Genomic DNA, 17,645 nt, shown 5'->3' with positions numbered 1-17,645 from the left:
CGGTGCTGAAAGCGGAATTTAACAAACGGCTGCCGCAGTTTGATCTGCAGGCCGAATTTAGGATGGACAGGGAAATCGTCGCGATCGTGGGTCCATCAGGATCAGGCAAGACAACCTTCCTGAACTGTCTGGCGGGCACGGTCGCTCCGGATTCGGGACGGATTGAGCTTGGCGGTCGTGTGTTTGCGGAAGAAGGCCGGAAACCGCTCCGCATCCAGGAGCGTCGTGTCGGCTACCTGTTCCAGGACTATGCGCTTTTCCCCCATATGACGGTGCGTGAGAACATCCTGTTCGGGCTTCCGGGAAAGCCCGAGCCGCTCCATGTGAAGGAACTTACCGAGCTGCTCGGCATCCGTCCGCTCATGGACAAGTATCCGCATGAAATCTCCGGCGGTGAAAAGCAGCGAACGGCACTGGCGCGTGCGCTCGCGATGAAACCGGAACTGCTGCTGCTGGACGAGCCGTTCTCCGCGCTCGACGACGAAACCCGGCTGCGCTGCCGGAACGAACTGATGCGCATCCATCGGGACTGGCAGATTCCTGTTCTCATGGTCACCCACAGCATGGACGAAGCCCGCCGCACCGCGGACTGCATCGTCCGGATCGAGAAAGGCCGGATGGCCGAACTCCCGATACCTGAAGCTTCCCTTTGAAGAAGGGAGGCTTTTTTATTTTCAGTTGCGCAGAATGGGCGGGATGGAGATGGGGGAGCAACCCTGTGTAAGGCCGGAATGTGGAGCCTAAGTCCGGAATCAAGGTTGTAAGTCCGAAACCTCATGCGTAAGTCCGAAATCGACTCTGTAAGTCCGGAATCCGGTGTCTAAGTCCGAATTACGGCGTCCAAGTCCGGACCGCCAGCTGTAAGTCCGTATTCCTCTTTCCCGATTTGCGGTAAGGAACCGGAAGTTGCAATACTGCGCCCAAACTTGAAATAAGCACGACCGGACCCCGACAGCTATCCTGACGTACTGCCCCCGTTTATAAGATAGTCCCCGCCGCTCCCCCCAATAAAGGGAATTCCCGCCGCCCGATAGGTCTTTCCCTAATGGGAAGGAATGGCACAAACCTCCATAATGAAACTATCAGAATAGTATCACTAGCATTCTGCCCAATTGTCCTGTCCAAAAAGGAGTGTCGGATGAATGAAAAAGAGAAGATATGGCCTGAACTTCTTCAAGCCGGTGGAAAGCTACTCGGGGAATTGGTCGGTCCTTGAGGAGAAAAGCCGGGACTGGGAGAACATGTACCGCCAGCGCTGGTCCCATGACAAGGTCGTCCGAACGACGCATGGCGTCAACTGCACCGGTTCCTGCAGCTGGAAGGTGTTTGTGAAAAACGGGGTCATCACCTGGGAAAACCAGCAGATCGACTATCCGTCCTGCGGCCCGGACATGCCAGAATTCGAGCCACGCGGCTGTCCGCGCGGGGCGACCTTCTCCTGGTATGAATACAGCCCCCACCGGGTGAAGTATCCGTACATGCGCGGCCGGCTGTGGAAGCTGTGGCGCGAGGCTCTCGCGGAAAACGACGGCCATCCGATCAATGCATGGGCGAGCATCGTTGAAAACCCGGAAAAGGCGATGAGCTACAAGCGTGTCCGAGGCAAGGGCGGGCTCATCCGCGTGGCCTGGGATGACGCGCTGCAACTGATTTCGGCACAGCTTATCTACACGATCCGCAAGTACGGCCCGGACCGGATTGCCGGATTCACGCCGATTCCGGCAATGTCGATGATCTCGTACGCGTCCGGCGCACGGTTCATCTCGCTTCTCGGCGGGGAAATGCTGTCATTCTACGACTGGTACGCGGATCTTCCGCCTTCCTCGCCGCAGATCTGGGGCGAGCAGACGGACGTACCGGAATCATCCGACTGGTACAACGCGGGCTACCTGATGATGTGGGGCTCGAACGTGCCGCTCACGCGGACGCCGGATGCCCACTTTATGACCGAAGTGCGCTACAAGGGGACGAAGGTCGTCTCGGTCGCGCCGGACCTTGCCGCGAACGTGAAGTTCGCGGACAACTGGCTCGCGCCGCACCCGGGCACCGACGCCGCGCTTGCGCAGGCGATGACCCATGTCATCCTGAGCGAGTTCTATCAGGAGCGCAAAGAAAAGATGTTCATCGACTATGCGAAGCAGTACACGGACATGCCGTTCATGATCTTGCTCGACCCGCATAACGACTCGCTGAAGGCAGGGCGCTTCCTGCGCGCGAGTGACTTCGGGAGTGATACGAAAAACGCCGAGTGGAAACCGGTGATCTTCGACGAGGCGGCGGACGATTTCGTCGTGCCGAGCGGGACGATGGGCCAGCGCTGGGAAAAGGACGGCAAGTGGAACCTGATCCTCGATAAAGAGGACGGGACGCGCATCGAGCCGGCACTGTCCGTCGAGGGCCACGGAGAAGAATGGAAGGAAATCGAGTTCCCGTTCTTCGATGAATCCGGCGACGGCACATTCCGCCGCGTCATCCCGGCGAGGAAAGTCCGGCTCGCAGACGGCACGGAGCAATACGCGGCAACCGTCTATGACCTCATGATGAGCCAATACGGCGTGCGCCGGACAGACAACCCTTATGACGCAAAGGGCTATGACGATGCCGAGTCCCATTACACGCCGGCATGGCAGGAGCGCATCACCAGCGTCAAGGCATCGGTCGTGACACAGATCGCCCGGGAGTTTGCCCAGAACGCACTGGATACGGGCGGCCGCTCGATGATCATCATGGGCGCAGGCATCAACCACTGGTTCAACTCCGACACGATCTACCGCTCGATCCTGAACCTCGTCATCCTGACCGCTTCCCAAGGCGTCAACGGCGGCGGCTGGGCACATTATGTCGGCCAGGAAAAGTGCCGCCCGATCGAGGGCTGGTCAACGCTTGCCTTTGCAAAAGACTGGCAGGGACCGGCGCGCCTCCAGAACGGGACGTCGTTCTTCTACTTCGGCACCGAACAGTGGCGTTACGAGGAAGGGGACACCGAATCACTGAAGTCGCCGCTCGCCGACAAACTGGATTACCGCCACCCGGCCGACTACAACGTCATGGCCGCGCGGCTCGGATGGCTGCCGAGCTATCCGCAGTTCAATAAGAACAGCCTGCTGTTTGCCGAAGAGGCGGCCCGCGAAGGCAAGACGACAAATGAGGAAATCATCGGGCGTGCGGCCGATCAGATCAAGAGCCGCGAAGTCAAGTTCGCAATCGAGGACCCGGCAGCGCCGGAAAACTTCCCTCGAACAATGTTCGTCTGGCGCTCGAACCTCATCTCGAGTTCCGCAAAAGGGCAAGAATACTTCATGAAGCACCTGCTCGGCACGGCGGACGCGCTCATGGCGAGGCCGAACGAGGAAGTGAAGCCGGAGGAGATCGTCTGGCGCGACGAAGTGGAAGGCAAGCTCGATCTTCTCGTCTCGCTCGACTTCCGGATGACGACCACGCCGCTCCATTCGGACATCGTGCTGCCGGCCGCGACGTGGTACGAAAAGACCGACCTGTCGTCGACCGACATGCACCCGTTCGTCCACCCGTTCAACCCGGCGGTCAACCCGCTCTGGGAATCCCGAACCGACTGGGATATCTTCCGCAGGTTGGCGCAGGTGTTCTCCGGCATGGCCCAGACGCATCTGCCGGGTGTTTACAAAGACCTTGTCAGCACACCGCTGAACCACGACTCAGAAAGCGAAATCTCGCAGCCGCTCGGCCTTGTCCGCGACTGGGCAAAGGGGGAAGTGGAGGCGGTCGTCGGCAAGACGATGCCGAACCTGAGCATCATCGAGCGTGACTATACGAAAATCTACGACAAGTACATCACGCTCGGCCCGAACCTTCAGGTCGGCAAGACCGGTGCGCACGGTGTCAGCTTCTCGGCAGCAGAAGAATACGAGGAATTGAAGCGCATCAACGGCGTCTATCACGACGAGTCGATCAAGAGCGGACTGCCAAAGGTCGAAACGGCGCGCCAGGCGGCGGATGCGGTGCTTCATCTGTCGTCCGCGACAAACGGGCGCCTTTCGCAGAAGGCCTACAAAGAAGCGGAAAAGCTTTCCGGCGTGGAACTTGCCGACATCTCGGCGGAGCGCGCGGCGGAGCGGATTACATTCCAGAGCATCACCGCCCAGCCGCGTGAAGTCATCCCGACACCGGTGTTCAGCGGATCCAACAAAGCCGGCCGCAGATACTCGCCGTTCACGACAAACATCGAGCGCCTTGTGCCGTTCCGGACGCTCACCGGGCGCCAGCACTTCTATATCGACCATGAGATCTTTCTCCAGTACGGGGAGGCGCTTCCGGTCTACAAGCCTACGCTTCCTCCGATGGTGTTCGGGCCGCGCGACAAGGAAGTGCGCGGCGGCAAAGACAAGCTTGTCCTGCGTTATCTGACGCCGCACGGCAAGTGGAACTTCCACTCGATGTACCAGGATAACCTGCACATGCTGACGCTTTTCCGCGGCGGGCCGGTTGCATGGATGAACAACGAGGAAGCGGCGGAGCACGGCATATCGGACAACGATTGGATTGAAGTGTACAACCGGAACGGCGCGCTCACGTGCCGCGCGGTCACAAGCCACCGGATTCCGCGGGGCACGCTGCTCGCCTACCACGCACAGGACCGGCACATCCAGACGCCGGGGTCGGAAATCACGGACACGCGGGGCGGCAGCCACAACGCACCGACGCGCATCCATATGAAACCGACGCAGATGGTCGGCGGCTACGCCCAGCTCAGCTACGGATTCAACTACTACGGGCCGATCGGAAACCAGCGTGACGAATACGCCATGATCAGGAAGAAAAGGGAGGTCAACTGGCTTGAAGATTAAAGCTCAGATTGCAATGGTGATGAACCTGGACAAGTGCATCGGCTGCCACACATGCAGCGTCACTTGCAAAACGACCTGGACAAACCGGAAAGGCGCGGAGTACATGTGGTTCAACAACGTGGAGACAAAGCCGGGAATCGGCTACCCGAAGCGCTGGGAGGACCAGGAAGTGTACAAGGGCGGCTGGCAGCTCCGCAACGGCAACCTGGAGCTGAAGTCGGGGAACCGCCTGTCGAAAGTGGCGCTCGGGAAGATCTTCTACAACCCGGACATGCCGGAGATGCGCGACTTCTACGAGCCGTGGACATACAACTACGACCACCTCGTCACCGCTGGCGAAGGGGAGCACCCGCCGGTCGCCCGTGCTTACTCTGCAGTGACGGGCGAGAAGATGGATCTGGAATGGGGCTCAAACTGGGAGGACGACCTGGCCGGCGCCGATGTGACCGGCCCGCTGGACCCGAACATCCAGAAAATCGAGGAAGAGATCAAATTCAACTTCGAGAAGTCGTTCATGGTCTATTTGCCGCGTCTCTGTGAGCACTGCCTGAACCCGAGCTGCGTGGCGTCCTGCCCGGCCGGGGCGATCTACAAACGCGACGAGGACGGCATCGTGCTCGTCGACCAGGAAGCGTGCCGGAGCTGGCGCTATTGCACGACCGGCTGCCCGTACAAGAAGGTCTACTTTAACTGGCAGACGAACAAGGCAGAAAAGTGCACATTCTGCTTCCCGCGGATCGAGGAAGGCCTGCCGACGGTCTGTTCGGAAACATGCACGGGACGGATCCGATACCTCGGCGTCCTTCTGTATGACGCGGATCGGGTTCTCGAAGCCGCTTCGACGCCGGACGAAAAAGACCTGTACCGCGCGCAGTGCGATCTGTTCATGGACCCGCACGATCCGGAAGTGATCGCGCAGGCGCGCCGCGACGGCATCACGGAGGACTGGATCGAGGCCGCTCAGAACTCGCCGGTCTACAAGCTTGCAATCGAGCACCAGCTCGCATTCCCGCTCCACCCGGAATACCGTACGCTTCCAATGGTCTGGTACGTGCCGCCGCTCTCGCCGATCATGAACTACTTCGAGGGCAAGGACTCGATCAAGAACCCGGACATGATTTTCCCGGCGATCGAGGAGATGCGCACGCCGGTCCAGTACCTTGCGAACATGCTGACGGCGGGCGACACGGAGACGGTCAAGGGGTCGCTCCAACGCATGGCGATGATGCGTCAGTACATGCGGGCCCTTTCCTCCGGCAGGGAGTTCGACGAGTCGCGGCTTGAGCGTGTCGGACTCACCGCCCTGCAGACCGAAGAGATGTACCGGCTGCTCGCGATCGCCAAGTACGACGACCGTTTTGTCATCCCGACTTCCCACAAGGAGAACCGGATGAACACCTATGACATGCAGGGGTCTGCCGGATTCGGCGGTGACACGATGGGCCTCGGCGCGATGGGTACCGGCGGCGCGGGATGCGACGGCTGCGGACCTGCGAGCCCGGGAGCCGGCACGGAAACAAAGACCGGCAAGGAAATCTACGAAGAGAACTTCTACGGGGGAATCTGGCGTGATTGACAACAGGAAGCTGTATACGTTCAAAGATTCATTCGGATTTTTCGCCAACCATCTGACATGGCCGGAAAAGCGGGATTTCCATCCTGATGAGGTCGCAGAGGCATTCGGCCCCGGCCACCCGGCGCGTAACCATGTGCTCCGGTACTGGGAGGAAATCCACCGCTTCAGCCTCGACGAACTCAGGGAAATGTACACCTCGACATTCGACTTTGAGGAGGACTGCGCGCTGTATATGACCTGGTTCAAGTTCGAGGATGCCCGCGAGCGCGGACAGATGCTCGCGAAGCTGAAAGTGCTCTACGAGATGTACGGCCTTGAGATGCCGGACGAGGAGCTGTCCGACTACTTGCCGCTCATGTGCGAGTTCCTCTATGCCGCCGAATGGCTGGATGACCCGCGCACGCCCGACAGTTTCCGGATCCTGATGGGAGTCCTCGAAGACGGCACCTACCACCTGATGAAAGCACTCGAAAAGGAGGAAAGTCCGTATTTCCACCTCATCAAGGGGCTGCGGGAAACATTTAAAGCGTGTTTAGAGGAGGCGCCGGCTCATGGTTGATCAGTTTCTGTGGGTGATTTTCCCTTATATCTGCATCGCGGTGTTTGTGGTGGGGCACATCCTCCGCTACAGGACGGACAAATTCCACTGGACGGCAAAATCCAGTGAATTCATCGAGAAAAAACAGCTTGTGATCGGGAGCCTCCTGTTCCACCTCGGGATCATCCCGGTCATCCTCGGCCATATCTCGGGACTTGGAATCCCGAAGGAATGGATGAGGGCAGTGGGTGTCAATGATCACATGTACCACCTCGGCGCCATCTGGATCGGCGGGTTCTTCGGGCTGGTCACGCTTCTCGGGATGTTCATCCTGACGTTCCGCCGTTTCTCGATCAAGGCCGTGAGAAAGCTCAGCTCCGCGAGCGACATGATCGTCAACACGCTTTTGCTGATGATCGTCTTCATGGGGATGTACGCGACGGTCGTGACAAACGCCGTGAATCCGGCGTTCGACTACCGGGACACGATCTCCGTCTGGTTCCGCGACCTGTTCCTCCTGCGGCCGGATCCTTCGTACATGATGGGCGTTCCGGTGTCATTCCAGATCCATATATTGGCTGCTTTCCTCATTTTCGCGCTTTGGCCGTTCACGCGCCTTGTCCACGTCTGGAGCGCCCCGCTATCGTATGTCGGCAGAAGTTACATCCTGTACAGGAGGCATAAGGTGAATTAAGCTGAAGGGAAGAATAGACGCCGATCGGGCGGAAAACGGGAGAGGTCCGCGATGAATGAACTGACAATCTACCAGAATGTGATCGACAGGCTCCGGGAACGGCTCGGCTTCGACTTTATGGCGCTGGCGATGGAAGACGCCCCGAGCGGCTACTCGGTCCGCTGGCGGGTCGCGTCGGGGAATCTGAACAACCGCTTTCGCCGCATCATCCTCCGGTCCGGCAGGGGCATCGCCGGCACCGTCTTCAAGACGGGAAAGCCGCTGCTTGTGCCTCATGTGGACCCGGGCCGGCATGTACCGGGCGTGCTCGACTATCCCATCGTCAATACCGAACAGCTGACCAGCATCGCCGCGGTGCCGCTTTATGATGGCGGGCGTGTAAAAGGCGTCCTGCTCGGCGGCTACCGGGATGATCATAGGGAAATGACGGAAGCGCTTTGCCTGGAGATGGCAGCGGCGTCCGACTCCGTCCCCGGCTTTGACGGGAAGGAGCTGGTGAGCCGGTGAGCGTGAAGCAGGATCTGCTGAATGAGCTGATGCTGAAGATGTTCGACAAGAGCAGTGAAGCCATCCTGTTTTTTGACGGGGAGGGCAGGGCGCTTGCCGCCAATCCGGCGGCGGAAAAGATCCTTGACCGGGATGTGCTGAAGGCCCTTCTTGACGGCACCGAGGGCGCGCTCTGCCGGGCATGTGCCGGATATGTGGACGAGACCGGTCAGAAGACGTGCGACAACTGCTATTTTCACCATCCGGAGCGCAACGATTTCTCGTCCTTCCAGATGTATCTGGACACGAAAGGGCAGGGCCTCGTGCCGTACGCCTCCTCGTTCCATACGGTCGACCCGGAAAACGATATCCGGGTGTTCCTGCTGCGCGACATGACGCGCCAGCACCGCATGCAGGAGAAGGCCTATCAGAACAAGATGATGAAGCATATCATCGACGCCCAGGAAAACGAGCGCCGGAGGATTTCCAGGGAGCTTCATGACGGCGTCGCCCAGGAGCTCATGAGCGCGGTCGTCGACCTCCGGGTGCTGAAGTATATGACGGGGGATGCGGAGGTGCTCTCTAAGGTGAAGGAGACGGAGGCGTCGCTGTCCCGGCTCCTTGAAGAAATCCGGAACCTGTCGGTCGAGCTGCGCCCTTCCGCTTTGGATGATCTGGGCCTGGAAGCGGCGTTCCGCTCCCATTTCAAGCGGCTTGAAGAAATGTACGGCCTCGCCGTCGACTACACTTCCGACCTGCCGGTGAAGCGGTATGAAACGGAGATTGAAACGGTTATTTACCGGGTGTGCCAGGAGGCGATTCTGAACGCCCTGAAGTACGCGGATGTGGATCGGGTGTCTGTGACGCTCAAAGGCGAGGGCAGCCGGCTTCTCCTGACCGTGCGCGACCGAGGCACGGGTTTCATCCCCGGCAGCGAGCCGGAGGGCACGGGCCTCGGCCTGTACGGCATGAAAGAACGCGCGGAGCTGGTCGGCGGCACGCTTGACGTTGAATCTGCGCAGGGTGCCGGCACGACGATCCGGCTGAGCGTTCCCGCACTCCGCGGAAAGGGGGACCGCTGATGGACAAGATTTCCATTGTCATCGCGGATGATCATGCTGTCGTCCGGAGCGGCTTTTCGATGATCCTCAATTTCCAGGAGGACATGGAAGTCGTCGCGACTGCGGCTGACGGAATCGAGGCCTACAAGATGGTCGCGAGGCACCAGCCGGACCTCCTGATCATGGACCTCAGCATGCCGCCGGGCGAAAATGGCCTGATCGCGACAGGCAAGATCAAGGAGGATTTCCCGGACACGAAAATCCTGATCCTGACGATGCACGACGATGAGGAGTATCTGTTCAATGTCCTGAAAAGCGGCGCATCCGGATATATGCTGAAAAATGCGCCAGACGAAGAGCTGCTGCACGCGATCCGCACGATCCGGCGCGGCGGCACGTACATCCATCCGAAAATGGCGACCTCGCTTGTGCGCGAATTCGTCAAAGCCGACCACACGGCAGCCCCTGACGATCCGTATGAGCTTTTGTCCAAGCGCGAGCTCGAGATTCTCCCGCTCGTCGCCAAAGGCTACGGCAATAAGGAAATCGCCGAGATGCTCTACATCTCCGTCAAAACCGTCGAGGCCCACAAAGCCAAAATCATGGAGAAGCTGGGCCTCAAGAGCCGTCCGGAACTCGTCGAATTCGCCCTCAGGAAAAAACTGTTGAACTTCTGAGGAATGGGTGGAATGCCGAATAGGTCTGTTGCTTGCAGTGAAGGCGCAGACTCCTGCGGAAAAGGAAGCGCGGAGAGACCCAGGTGCCGCGCAACGACGCGCGTTGCACGCAGACGCCAACCTTTGTATTGGCGCCGGCTCGATGCCTTCCCCGCGGAAAGCGTGCGCCGGAACGGAAAGCAACCACATTTTTACTCAACAGACAGGAGGCATCGCAGATGGCAAACGGACAACTGCAGTTTACGGAGCCGGCGGTGCGGCTCCTGGAAAACGAGCACCGTTACCTCATGCATCTCGCCGAGGAATGGCATGACATCGTCCTCAGGTTCGAGCGGGAAGAAGACATGGATCGGGCCACTGCCCTTGCTCTTCTGGACGAACTGAAGGCGAAACTTATCGGCTTCCTCGATCCGCTGAAGAACCACACGGACAAGGAAGAGGAGCACTTTTTCCCTGTACTCGGCGGCTATATCGGGCTTGAGCAGGGACCGATCGTCGGAATCCAGGAAGAGCACGGGGAGATTGACGCCTATATCGGTCACTTTTTCCATCACACGCGGGGGGACCTTTCCGGGCTCACCCAAGACCAGATCCGGAAGATCGCCGGTGACGCCGGAGAAGCATTCGAGGTGCTGACTGTCCATTTCGTGAAGGAAGAGACGGTCCTTTTCCCGATGGCCGAGCGCCTGCTTCGTGCGGATGACCTTGACGCGCTCGCCGAAAAACTGAACACGCTCATCGTCTGATGGGTACAGGCCGCTGTCACAGATCCGTGGGCGGCTTTTTCTCATACAGGGTTTCCCCCGGCAGGCACAGGGAACCCCCTTATTACCCGTCCCGCGACAGGAGCCTACAATAGAATCATAGAGAAGGTTTTACGATCTCACTTGCAGTACCTGTAGTCAAAACTCTAACCGAGTAGGTGAAACAGATGGTCAAGAAGATTCAGTTGCCGCTCCAGACGGCAAACCTCGTGGTCGGCTTCATGGTATGGGTTATTTTGTCCTCGCTGATTTCCTTTATCACGCAGGACATCGACGTTCCGCCGGAGCGCCTGGCGATCGTCACGGCAGTGCCGGTCGTGCTCGGCTCGATTCTCCGCATGCCGTTCGGCTATTACGCCAACTTCGTCGGCGCGCGGACGCTGTTTATGTGGAGCTTCATCCTCCTGCTGTTCCCGGTCTGGTACATCAGTGAGGCGGACACCTTCACGGACCTCATCATCGGGGGCCTGATCCTCGGAGTCGGCGGGGCGGTGTTCTCGGTCGGGGTCACCTCGCTTCCGAAGTACTATCCGAAAGAAAAGCACGGACTCGTCAACGGGATCTACGGGGCGGGGAACATCGGGACGGCGATCACGACATTTGCTGCGCCGATCATCGCCGGCCAGATTGGCTGGCAGCCGACGGTCAAGCTGTTCCTCATCCTTCTGGCAGCCTTCGCGCTTCTGAACTTTTTCTTCGGGGATCGCAAGGAGCCGAAGCCGGAAGTCAGGACGTCGATGTACGAGCAGATCAGGGGCATCTCGGGCAATTCGAAACTCTGGCTGTTTTCGCTGTTCTACTTCATCACATTCGGCTCATTTGTCGCCTTCACGGTGTACCTGCCGAACTTCCTCGTCGAAAACTACGGCCTCGACAGTGTGGATGCGGGCATCCGGACGGCGATCTTCATCGCGGTCGCGACGTTCCTGCGGCCGATCGGCGGCTGGCTGGCCGACAAGTTCCAGCCGATGTTCCTTCTGATCGGCACGTTCGCAGTCTACACGATTGCCGCGATCATTCTGGCATTTTCACCGTCGATCGGGCTGTACACGGTCGGAAGCATCGCCATCGCCATCAGTGCCGGCATCGGCAACGGCGTCATCTTCAAACTCGTGCCGTTCTACTTTGCCAAGCAGGCGGGGATCGCCAACGGTTTCGTTTCGATGATGGGCGGTCTCGGCGGCTTCTTCCCGCCGATCCTCCTCTCGATCATCTATTCGATGACCGGACAATACTCGATCGGCTTCATGCTGCTGTCGCAGGTGGCGCTCGCTAGCCTCATCCTCGTCGTCTGGCTTTACTACTCCGATCGGCTGTCGCTCCAGGCGGATGTGTTCCGGTCAACGGGCCAGGGCGTGCTCGTGACAGATTCGAAAGGGACGATCCGCGCGGTGAACCCTATGTTCACGAAGCTGACCGGCTATACGGAAGAAGAAGCCCTCGGCAATAACCCGAACATGCTGTCTTCCGGCCGCCAGCCGAAGGAATTCTATGGCGGGATGTGGAAGCAGATAAAAGAAGAAGGCATGTGGCAGGGCGAAATCTGGAACAAGAAAAAGAACGGGGAAGAGTACCTGCAGTGGCTGAACATCGCAGCCGTCAGCGACGAGACCGGCGAGCATGTGCGCTATGTGGGGACCTTCAGCGACATCACGAAAGAACACGGAAAGGATGCCCGGCGCTGACCGGCATTTTTTCCTTCATCGGGGGAGGCAGCTGACGTGGATGGAAGGTATTCGAGACAGACATTATTCGGGCCGATAGGAGAAAACGGGCAGGATCGGCTCGCCGCAGCCAAGGTGGCTGTCATCGGCTGCGGCGCGCTGGGGACTGCCATCGCCGAGACGCTCGTGCGGGCAGGCATCGGGGAAATCATCCTGGTCGACCGCGACTATGTCGAGCTCTCAAACCTCCAGCGCCAGACGCTGTTCACCGAGGCGGACGCGGCAGACATGCTCCCGAAGGTGGTGGCCGCGGAAGCGCATCTGAGGGAGATCCGCAGTGACGCCGTCATCCGGACCCATCTTGGCAATGCCGATGGTCCGCTTATGGAGTCGCTTGCATCGGAAAGCGACCTGCTCATGGACGCAACAGACAACTTTGAGACGCGCCTTCTGATCAATGACGCTGCGATGAAGCACGGCATTCCGTGGATCCACGGGGCGTGCGTCCGGGGTTCGGGGACGGTCTATCCGTTTATCCCGGGACGAGGCGCGTGCTACCGCTGCCTTCTCCCCGTGCTGCCCGCCACGGGCGCGACATGCGACACGGCGGGCATTATCCCGCCGGCCGTATCCGCGACCGCTGCAATCCAGTGCGCAGAAGCGATGAAGTGGCTGACGGGAAACGAGTCCGCCATGCGGACGAAAGTGCATCACTTCGACCTGTGGGATGGCACGCATCTGGACATCGGTGTTTCCCGTATCCGCGACCCGAAATGCGCCACATGCGGTGATTCGCCGACTTATCCGGAACTCGGACCCCGGTTGGCTGGCGATGCGGCTGTTCTCTGCGGCCGGGACGCCGTCCAGATCCTGCCCGACCCTGCACGGGCTGTGTCGCTGGATGCCGGAGAGACGATCGGGCGCCGGCTTGATCCGAACGCCCGCCGGACACCGTATTTCATTGAGTTCCGGGCATTCGGCAACAGGTTCGTCCTGTTTGGCGACGGCCGGCTGCTGATCCACGGCGCCAAAACGGCGGAAGAGGGCAGAACACTGTATCACCGCCTGTTTGGTTAAAGGAAAGGGGGGAGTCTGTTGGCGCATGGACCACAACCAAAAGAAGTAAGGATCGCAATCCTAACGGTGAGCGACACGAGAACGGAAGACAACGATACCGGCGGCGCCCTCATCGAGCACTTCGCTGAACTTGCGGGCCTGGCGGTAGACGGCCGTGGGTGGGTGGCGGATGATGCTATGGAGATCCGGAATGTGATCACGGCGCTGCTCGCCGAGCCGGAAATTGACGCCGTCATCACGACCGGCGGCACCGGCATTGCCGTCCGCGACGTCACAATCGAAGCGATCCGCCCGCTCCTGTCAAAGGAGCTGGACGGCTTCGGCGAACTGTTCCGCTACCTGAGCTTCACCGAAGACGTCGGCACAAAGGCGATGCTCAGCCGGGCTGCCGCCGGCACCGCACAGGGAAAGGCGGTCTTTATCCTGCCCGGCTCACGCGGCGCCGTCCGCCTCGCCATGGAGCGCCTCATCATCCCGGAAATCCGGCATATCGTGGCGGAGCTGAGGAAGTAGGCTGAGTGCACGAAATGCAGCTGGGATTTGGAGTAAAGGACGCTGAAATGGAGTAAGAAGGTCCGAAATGGAGTAAGACCGGCTGAATTGGAGTAAGAGTGCCGGAAATGGAGTAAGGCCAGCCGGTTTGGAGTAAGGGGCCCGAACTTGGAGTATGGGAAACTGCCAGGTTCGCAGTTGGTTGTGGATCAAAAAAACCGCCCCATCAGGCGGTTTTCATCCAATCAATCACTTAGTCTCTCTTATAATCCCCCGACTTGCCGCCGGTTTTCTCGAGCAGCATCGTCGGGCCGATGATCATTTCTTTGCCGGCGGCCTTGCACATGTCGTAGATGGTGAGGGCGGCGGCGGATGCGGCGGTGAGGGCTTCCATTTCAACGCCGGTCTGGCCTTTCGTCTTGACGCTTGCCTCCAGCAGCACTTCGTAGTGGCCGGCTGCCTCATCGACGTTCCATTTAAACGAAATATCGATGCCCTTCAGCGGGAGCGGGTGGCACATCGGGATGATCTGTGGCGTGTTCTTGGCCGCCATGATGCCGGCGACCTGTGCGACGGCAAATACGTCCCCTTTCTTGTTCGTCCCTTCACTGATCTGGCGGTGGATGGTTTCATTCACCAGTACGGATGAGCGGGCGACGGCGGTGCGGACAGTCTCGTCCTTCTCGGAGACATCGACCATACGGGCGCGGCCCTGGTCGTTAAAGTGAGTCAGGTCGGACACGGGAATCATCCTTTCGGGGCTATGTTAAAATCAGGATAATCAGAGTATAGCAGATGAAAACAGGAGGCGGTCATGATGGTGGAAATTCGGAAACCGATACCGGTCGCGGAGGCGGTGGAGCGTGTGCTCGCACACGCCGCACCGACGGGGACGGAGACAGTCCCGCTCGAGGAAAGCGCGTGCAGGATCCTCGCCGAGCCGGTGACCGCCTCCCATCCGGTGCCGCCGTTTAACCGGTCGCCATATGACGGGTTCGCTGTTCGCTCCAAGGACACCGAGGGCGCTTCCGGCAGCAACCGGCTCCCATTCACCGTTATCGATGAAATCCCGGCGGGAAGTGTCTCGAATCAAACACTTGGCGAAAGGCAGGCCGCCCGCATCATGACCGGCGCGCCGCTTCCGGACGGGGCGGATGCCATCGTCATGTTCGAGCAGACGGTGGAGGACGGGGACACCTTCACGATTCGCAAGCCATTCGAGCCGCTTGAGAACGTCTCGCTGAAGGGGGAGGACCTGGCGGAAGGCGAGGAAGTTGTCCCCGCCGGAAGCTACATCCATGCAGGGACGGTCGCGGTGCTTGCGACGTTCGGCTACGCGCACGTCAAGATCGCCCGGCGCCCGGTTGTAGGGATTCTTGCCACCGGGACTGAACTGGTCGGTGTCGGCGAGCCGCTTGCGCCGGGCAAGATCCGCAACAGCAACGGCCCGATGATCGCGGCACAGCTCCGCCGGATGGGCATCGAATGCCGGACGTACGGTGCACAGGCGGACGATCTGGACGCCGTCATCGGGACGGTCGAACGGGCGCTTACCGAGACGGATGCCCTCATTACGACCGGCGGGGTATCGGTCGGCGACTTCGACTATCTGCCGGCCGTCTACGAGAAGATCGGCGCAGAAGTGCTGTTCAACAAAGTCGCGATGCGGCCCGGCAGCGTGACAACGGTCGCCGCGGGCGGCGGCAAACTGCTGTTTGGCCTGTCAGGCAACCCGTCATCCTGCTTTACCGGCTTCGAGCTGTTCACGCGCCCGGCCCTCCTCAAGATGATGGGTGCGGACAAGCTATTTTTGCCTCATACAAAAGCGGTGCTCGGCGAGGATTTCACGAAGCCGAACCCGTTCACCCGTTTCGTCCGGGCAGTTTATGATGGCAACACGGCATCGCCCGCCGGCTTTAATAAGTCCAACGCGGTATCCTCGATCGCCCGCGGCAATGGGATGATCGTCTTGCCGGGCGGGACGCGGGGATTCAAAAAGGGAGATGAGGTCGACGTCCTTCTGCTCGGCATCGAGGAAGGCAGCACTCAATGGAAACTGTGAGGGTGCTCCAGGTCGCCGGGTTCAAGAACAGCGGAAAGACGACACTGATCCGGACACTGATTGCGGAAGCCGCGTCCCGGGGGCTCCGGACGGCCACGGTCAAGCACCATGGCCATGGCGGCCCGCCGGCACTGCCCGATCCGGAAACCGACAGCATGAAGTTTTTCGGTGACGGGGCGGCGGTCTCCGCCGTATCGGGAGGCGGAATCATCCAGCTTCACTTAAGAGAAGCGGAGGCCGGTCCTCTTCCGATGATCCGTGTGGCGGCCGCAGTTCGGCCGGACCTTGTCCTTGTCGAGGGATTTAAACAGGAGCCGTTCGAAAAAATCGTCCTCGTGCGGAGCGCGGAGGACTGGGAACAGCTGAAAAACCTTCCGGACATCCGGCTTGCCGTCACGGCAGGCACTGACGCACCCGGCTCGCCGGAAAACATTGCAAGGGAAGACACAGAAGCCATCCGCGGCTGGTTCGGCCGCTGGCTAAAAGGGGGGACGGGCCATGTCCATCTATGAAATCACCGACAAGCCGATAGACCCGCAGCGCTATGCGGACCACGTTCTCCGTCCCGAGGCAGGGGCCGTCGTCACGTTCACCGGCCATGTCCGCGAGTGGACAAAGGGCATCCGGACGCTTTATCTGAGCTATGAGGCGTACGTGCCGATGGCGGAAAAGAAGATGGCCCAGATCGGCGGGGAGATTGAGGAAAAGTGGGAAGGGACCCGCGTCGCGATCGCCCACCGGATCGGCGAACTGGATGTGGGCGAAGTCGCCGTTGTCATCGCCGTTTCCTCACCCCACCGGAAAGCCGCTTATGAAGCCAATGAATATGCGATCGAGCGCATCAAGCAGGACGTTCCGATCTGGAAAAAGGAAATCTGGGAAACGGGCGAGCAGTGGATCGGCGATCAGAACAAAAAACCGGAGGTGCGGAACACATGATCAACCTTCTGTATTTCGCGGGCATCCGGGACCTGACGGGTGTCCCGGAAGAAAAGGCTCCGCTTGCCGGCAGGACTGTAGGGGAACTGCTGGAATGGGCCGAAGAAAAATATCCGGGCATCCGCGGGGGCGGTGCGCGCGTTGCGGTCAATGAGGAATATGCCCTGGACGGGGATGTCCTCGAAGAAGGCGACACCGCGGCATTTATCCCGCCGGTCAGCGGCGGCTGATGACGACGGGAATCGTTCTGGCAGGCGGCCAGTCCAGGCGGTTCGGCTCTCCGAAGGCCTTTGCCGATTACGAAGGCCGGCTGTTCTGGGAGCGGGCGCATGAAGCACTTCTGGCAGGCGGCTGCAGTGGAGCCATCGTCTCCGCCCGGCCGGAACACGCAGGGCGGTTTGGCGGTGCGGACGTCATTATGGACCTTCCGGAGTTTTCCGGAGCCGGTCCGCTTGCCGGCATCTGTTCCGCGATGAAACTGCGGCCCGCGGACGGGTTCGCCGTGATGCCCTGCGACATGCCCGGCATCGGCCCGATGGAAGTCAGGAAACTCCTCACGCTGGCCGACCCGGACGCTGACGTGACCGCAGTCCGCACGAAAGACCATCCGATCCCGCTGTTCAGCGTCTGGAGCGGGAGGCTTGCCGGCCGTATTGGAGAAGCACTTTTACGTGGCGAACGCGGTGTCATGCCGTTTCTTGCCTCTGTGGAGACGGAGTGGATCGACGCCCGCGAACTGAACCCGGACCTGTCCGTATTCCGGAACGTGAACACGCCGAACGAGCAATGAGA

18 protein-coding genes are annotated in these 17,645 nt (G+C 59.9%); 17 read left to right on the top strand and 1 reads right to left on the bottom strand.

Annotation, left to right across the window (positions count from 1 at the left end; genetic code table 11):
- The first annotated feature begins 2 nt into the window (after nt 1–2).
- The 12 genes from BMX91_RS10635 (at nt 3) to BMX91_RS10580 (ending at nt 13,873) form a co-directional block, all read left to right on the top strand.
- A complete protein-coding gene (locus BMX91_RS10635; protein ID WP_092053602.1) occupies nt 3–653 on the top strand; it encodes an ATP-binding cassette domain-containing protein in 651 nt (216 codons plus the stop codon).
- Between the two features lie 489 nt (nt 654–1,142).
- Entirely contained in the window at nt 1,143–4,823 is a 3,681-nt protein-coding gene (locus BMX91_RS10630; RefSeq protein ID WP_092053598.1) for a nitrate reductase subunit alpha, read from the top strand.
- Nucleotides 4,813–6,399: a nitrate reductase subunit beta gene (gene narH / locus BMX91_RS10625; RefSeq protein WP_092053595.1), complete on the top strand. Its 1,587-nt coding sequence runs from the start codon at nt 4,813–4,815 to the stop codon at nt 6,397–6,399. Before BMX91_RS10630 ends, narH begins: the two co-directional genes overlap by 11 nt.
- Entirely contained in the window at nt 6,392–6,958 is a 567-nt protein-coding gene (gene narJ / locus BMX91_RS10620; protein WP_092053591.1) for a nitrate reductase molybdenum cofactor assembly chaperone, read from the top strand. Before narH ends, narJ begins: the two co-directional genes overlap by 8 nt.
- Complete coding sequence (gene narI / locus BMX91_RS10615) at nt 6,951–7,631, top strand: respiratory nitrate reductase subunit gamma (protein WP_092053587.1); 681 nt, start codon at nt 6,951–6,953, stop codon at nt 7,629–7,631. Before narJ ends, narI begins: the two co-directional genes overlap by 8 nt.
- Nucleotides 7,632–7,682: 51 nt before the next feature.
- Complete coding sequence (locus tag BMX91_RS10610; protein ID WP_092053584.1) at nt 7,683–8,138, top strand: GAF domain-containing protein; 456 nt, start codon at nt 7,683–7,685, stop codon at nt 8,136–8,138.
- A gap of 29 nt (nt 8,139–8,167) precedes the next feature.
- Complete coding sequence (locus BMX91_RS10605; protein WP_092053997.1) at nt 8,168–9,199, top strand: sensor histidine kinase; 1,032 nt, start codon at nt 8,168–8,170, stop codon at nt 9,197–9,199.
- Nucleotides 9,200–9,207: 8 nt separating this feature from the next.
- Nucleotides 9,208–9,855 carry a response regulator transcription factor gene (locus BMX91_RS10600; protein ID WP_092053993.1) on the top strand — a complete coding sequence of 216 codons (648 nt, stop codon included), beginning with the start codon at nt 9,208–9,210 and terminating at the stop codon, nt 9,853–9,855.
- Between the two features lie 218 nt (nt 9,856–10,073).
- Nucleotides 10,074–10,601 (top strand): hemerythrin domain-containing protein, encoded by a 528-nt coding sequence (locus tag BMX91_RS10595; protein ID WP_092053581.1) that lies wholly within the window; start codon nt 10,074–10,076, stop codon nt 10,599–10,601.
- Nucleotides 10,602–10,786: 185 nt separating this feature from the next.
- Nucleotides 10,787–12,304 (top strand): nitrate/nitrite transporter, encoded by a 1,518-nt coding sequence (locus tag BMX91_RS10590; RefSeq protein WP_092053578.1) that lies wholly within the window; start codon nt 10,787–10,789, stop codon nt 12,302–12,304.
- A 36-nt stretch (nt 12,305–12,340) separates the two neighbouring features.
- A complete protein-coding gene (locus BMX91_RS10585) occupies nt 12,341–13,360 on the top strand; it encodes a ThiF family adenylyltransferase (RefSeq protein WP_092053574.1) in 1,020 nt (339 codons plus the stop codon).
- Nucleotides 13,361–13,378: 18 nt separating this feature from the next.
- A complete protein-coding gene (locus BMX91_RS10580) occupies nt 13,379–13,873 on the top strand; it encodes a MogA/MoaB family molybdenum cofactor biosynthesis protein (protein ID WP_092053571.1) in 495 nt (164 codons plus the stop codon).
- A 232-nt stretch (nt 13,874–14,105) separates the two neighbouring features.
- On the opposite strand, the gene moaC is transcribed toward BMX91_RS10580, so the two are convergent.
- A complete protein-coding gene (gene moaC, locus BMX91_RS10575; protein ID WP_092053567.1) occupies nt 14,106–14,594 on the bottom strand; it encodes a cyclic pyranopterin monophosphate synthase MoaC in 489 nt (162 codons plus the stop codon).
- A 75-nt stretch (nt 14,595–14,669) separates the two neighbouring features.
- Here moaC and BMX91_RS10570 point away from each other — a divergent pair, with 75 nt between their 5' ends.
- Genes BMX91_RS10570 through mobA form a run of 5 tightly spaced genes read left to right on the top strand, consistent with a single transcriptional unit; the run spans nt 14,670 to nt 17,643 of the window.
- Nucleotides 14,670–15,914, top strand: a complete 1,245-nt coding sequence (locus BMX91_RS10570) for a molybdopterin molybdotransferase MoeA (RefSeq protein WP_092053563.1) — start codon at nt 14,670–14,672, stop codon at nt 15,912–15,914.
- Nucleotides 15,902–16,426, top strand: coding sequence for a molybdopterin-guanine dinucleotide biosynthesis protein B (mobB, locus tag BMX91_RS10565; RefSeq protein ID WP_092053561.1), 525 nt, complete (start codon nt 15,902–15,904; stop codon nt 16,424–16,426). The genes BMX91_RS10570 and mobB overlap by 13 nt, the downstream gene beginning before the upstream one ends.
- Nucleotides 16,413–16,853: a molybdenum cofactor biosynthesis protein MoaE gene (locus BMX91_RS10560; protein ID WP_008300883.1), complete on the top strand. Its 441-nt coding sequence runs from the start codon at nt 16,413–16,415 to the stop codon at nt 16,851–16,853. The genes mobB and BMX91_RS10560 overlap by 14 nt, the downstream gene beginning before the upstream one ends.
- Nucleotides 16,850–17,083, top strand: coding sequence for a molybdopterin converting factor subunit 1 (moaD, locus tag BMX91_RS10555; protein ID WP_092053558.1), 234 nt, complete (start codon nt 16,850–16,852; stop codon nt 17,081–17,083). Before BMX91_RS10560 ends, moaD begins: the two co-directional genes overlap by 4 nt.
- Nucleotides 17,083–17,643, top strand: coding sequence for a molybdenum cofactor guanylyltransferase (gene mobA / locus BMX91_RS10550; RefSeq protein WP_092053556.1), 561 nt, complete (start codon nt 17,083–17,085; stop codon nt 17,641–17,643). The genes moaD and mobA overlap by 1 nt, the downstream gene beginning before the upstream one ends.
- The last annotated feature ends 2 nt before the right edge of the window (nt 17,644–17,645 follow it).

This window comes from Bhargavaea ginsengi (assembly GCF_900109165.1).
Taxonomy (GTDB): Bacteria; Bacillota; Bacilli; order Bacillales_A; family Planococcaceae; genus Bhargavaea; species Bhargavaea ginsengi.
The sequence above is the reverse complement of the archived record's forward strand: the minus strand, read 5'-3'. Positions and strand labels throughout refer to the sequence as shown.

Excerpts from the sequence above, each read along its gene's own strand:
- BMX91_RS10630 (WP_092053598.1), top strand. The coding sequence starts at position 1,143 with ATGAAAAAGAGAAGATATGGCCTGAACTTCTTCAAGCCGGTGGAAAGC.
- narI (WP_092053587.1), top strand. The coding sequence starts at position 6,951 with ATGGTTGATCAGTTTCTGTGGGTGATTTTCCCTTATATCTGCATCGCG.
- BMX91_RS10610 (WP_092053584.1), top strand. The coding sequence starts at position 7,683 with ATGAATGAACTGACAATCTACCAGAATGTGATCGACAGGCTCCGGGAA.
- BMX91_RS10605 (WP_092053997.1), top strand. The coding sequence starts at position 8,168 with ATGCTGAAGATGTTCGACAAGAGCAGTGAAGCCATCCTGTTTTTTGAC.
- BMX91_RS10595 (WP_092053581.1), top strand. The coding sequence starts at position 10,074 with ATGGCAAACGGACAACTGCAGTTTACGGAGCCGGCGGTGCGGCTCCTG.
- BMX91_RS10590 (WP_092053578.1), top strand. The coding sequence starts at position 10,787 with ATGGTCAAGAAGATTCAGTTGCCGCTCCAGACGGCAAACCTCGTGGTC.
- BMX91_RS10570 (WP_092053563.1), top strand. The coding sequence starts at position 14,670 with ATGGTGGAAATTCGGAAACCGATACCGGTCGCGGAGGCGGTGGAGCGT.
- mobB (WP_092053561.1), top strand. The coding sequence starts at position 15,902 with ATGGAAACTGTGAGGGTGCTCCAGGTCGCCGGGTTCAAGAACAGCGGA.
- BMX91_RS10560 (WP_008300883.1), top strand. The coding sequence starts at position 16,413 with ATGTCCATCTATGAAATCACCGACAAGCCGATAGACCCGCAGCGCTAT.
- moaD (WP_092053558.1), top strand. The coding sequence starts at position 16,850 with ATGATCAACCTTCTGTATTTCGCGGGCATCCGGGACCTGACGGGTGTC.
- mobA (WP_092053556.1), top strand. The coding sequence starts at position 17,083 with ATGACGACGGGAATCGTTCTGGCAGGCGGCCAGTCCAGGCGGTTCGGC.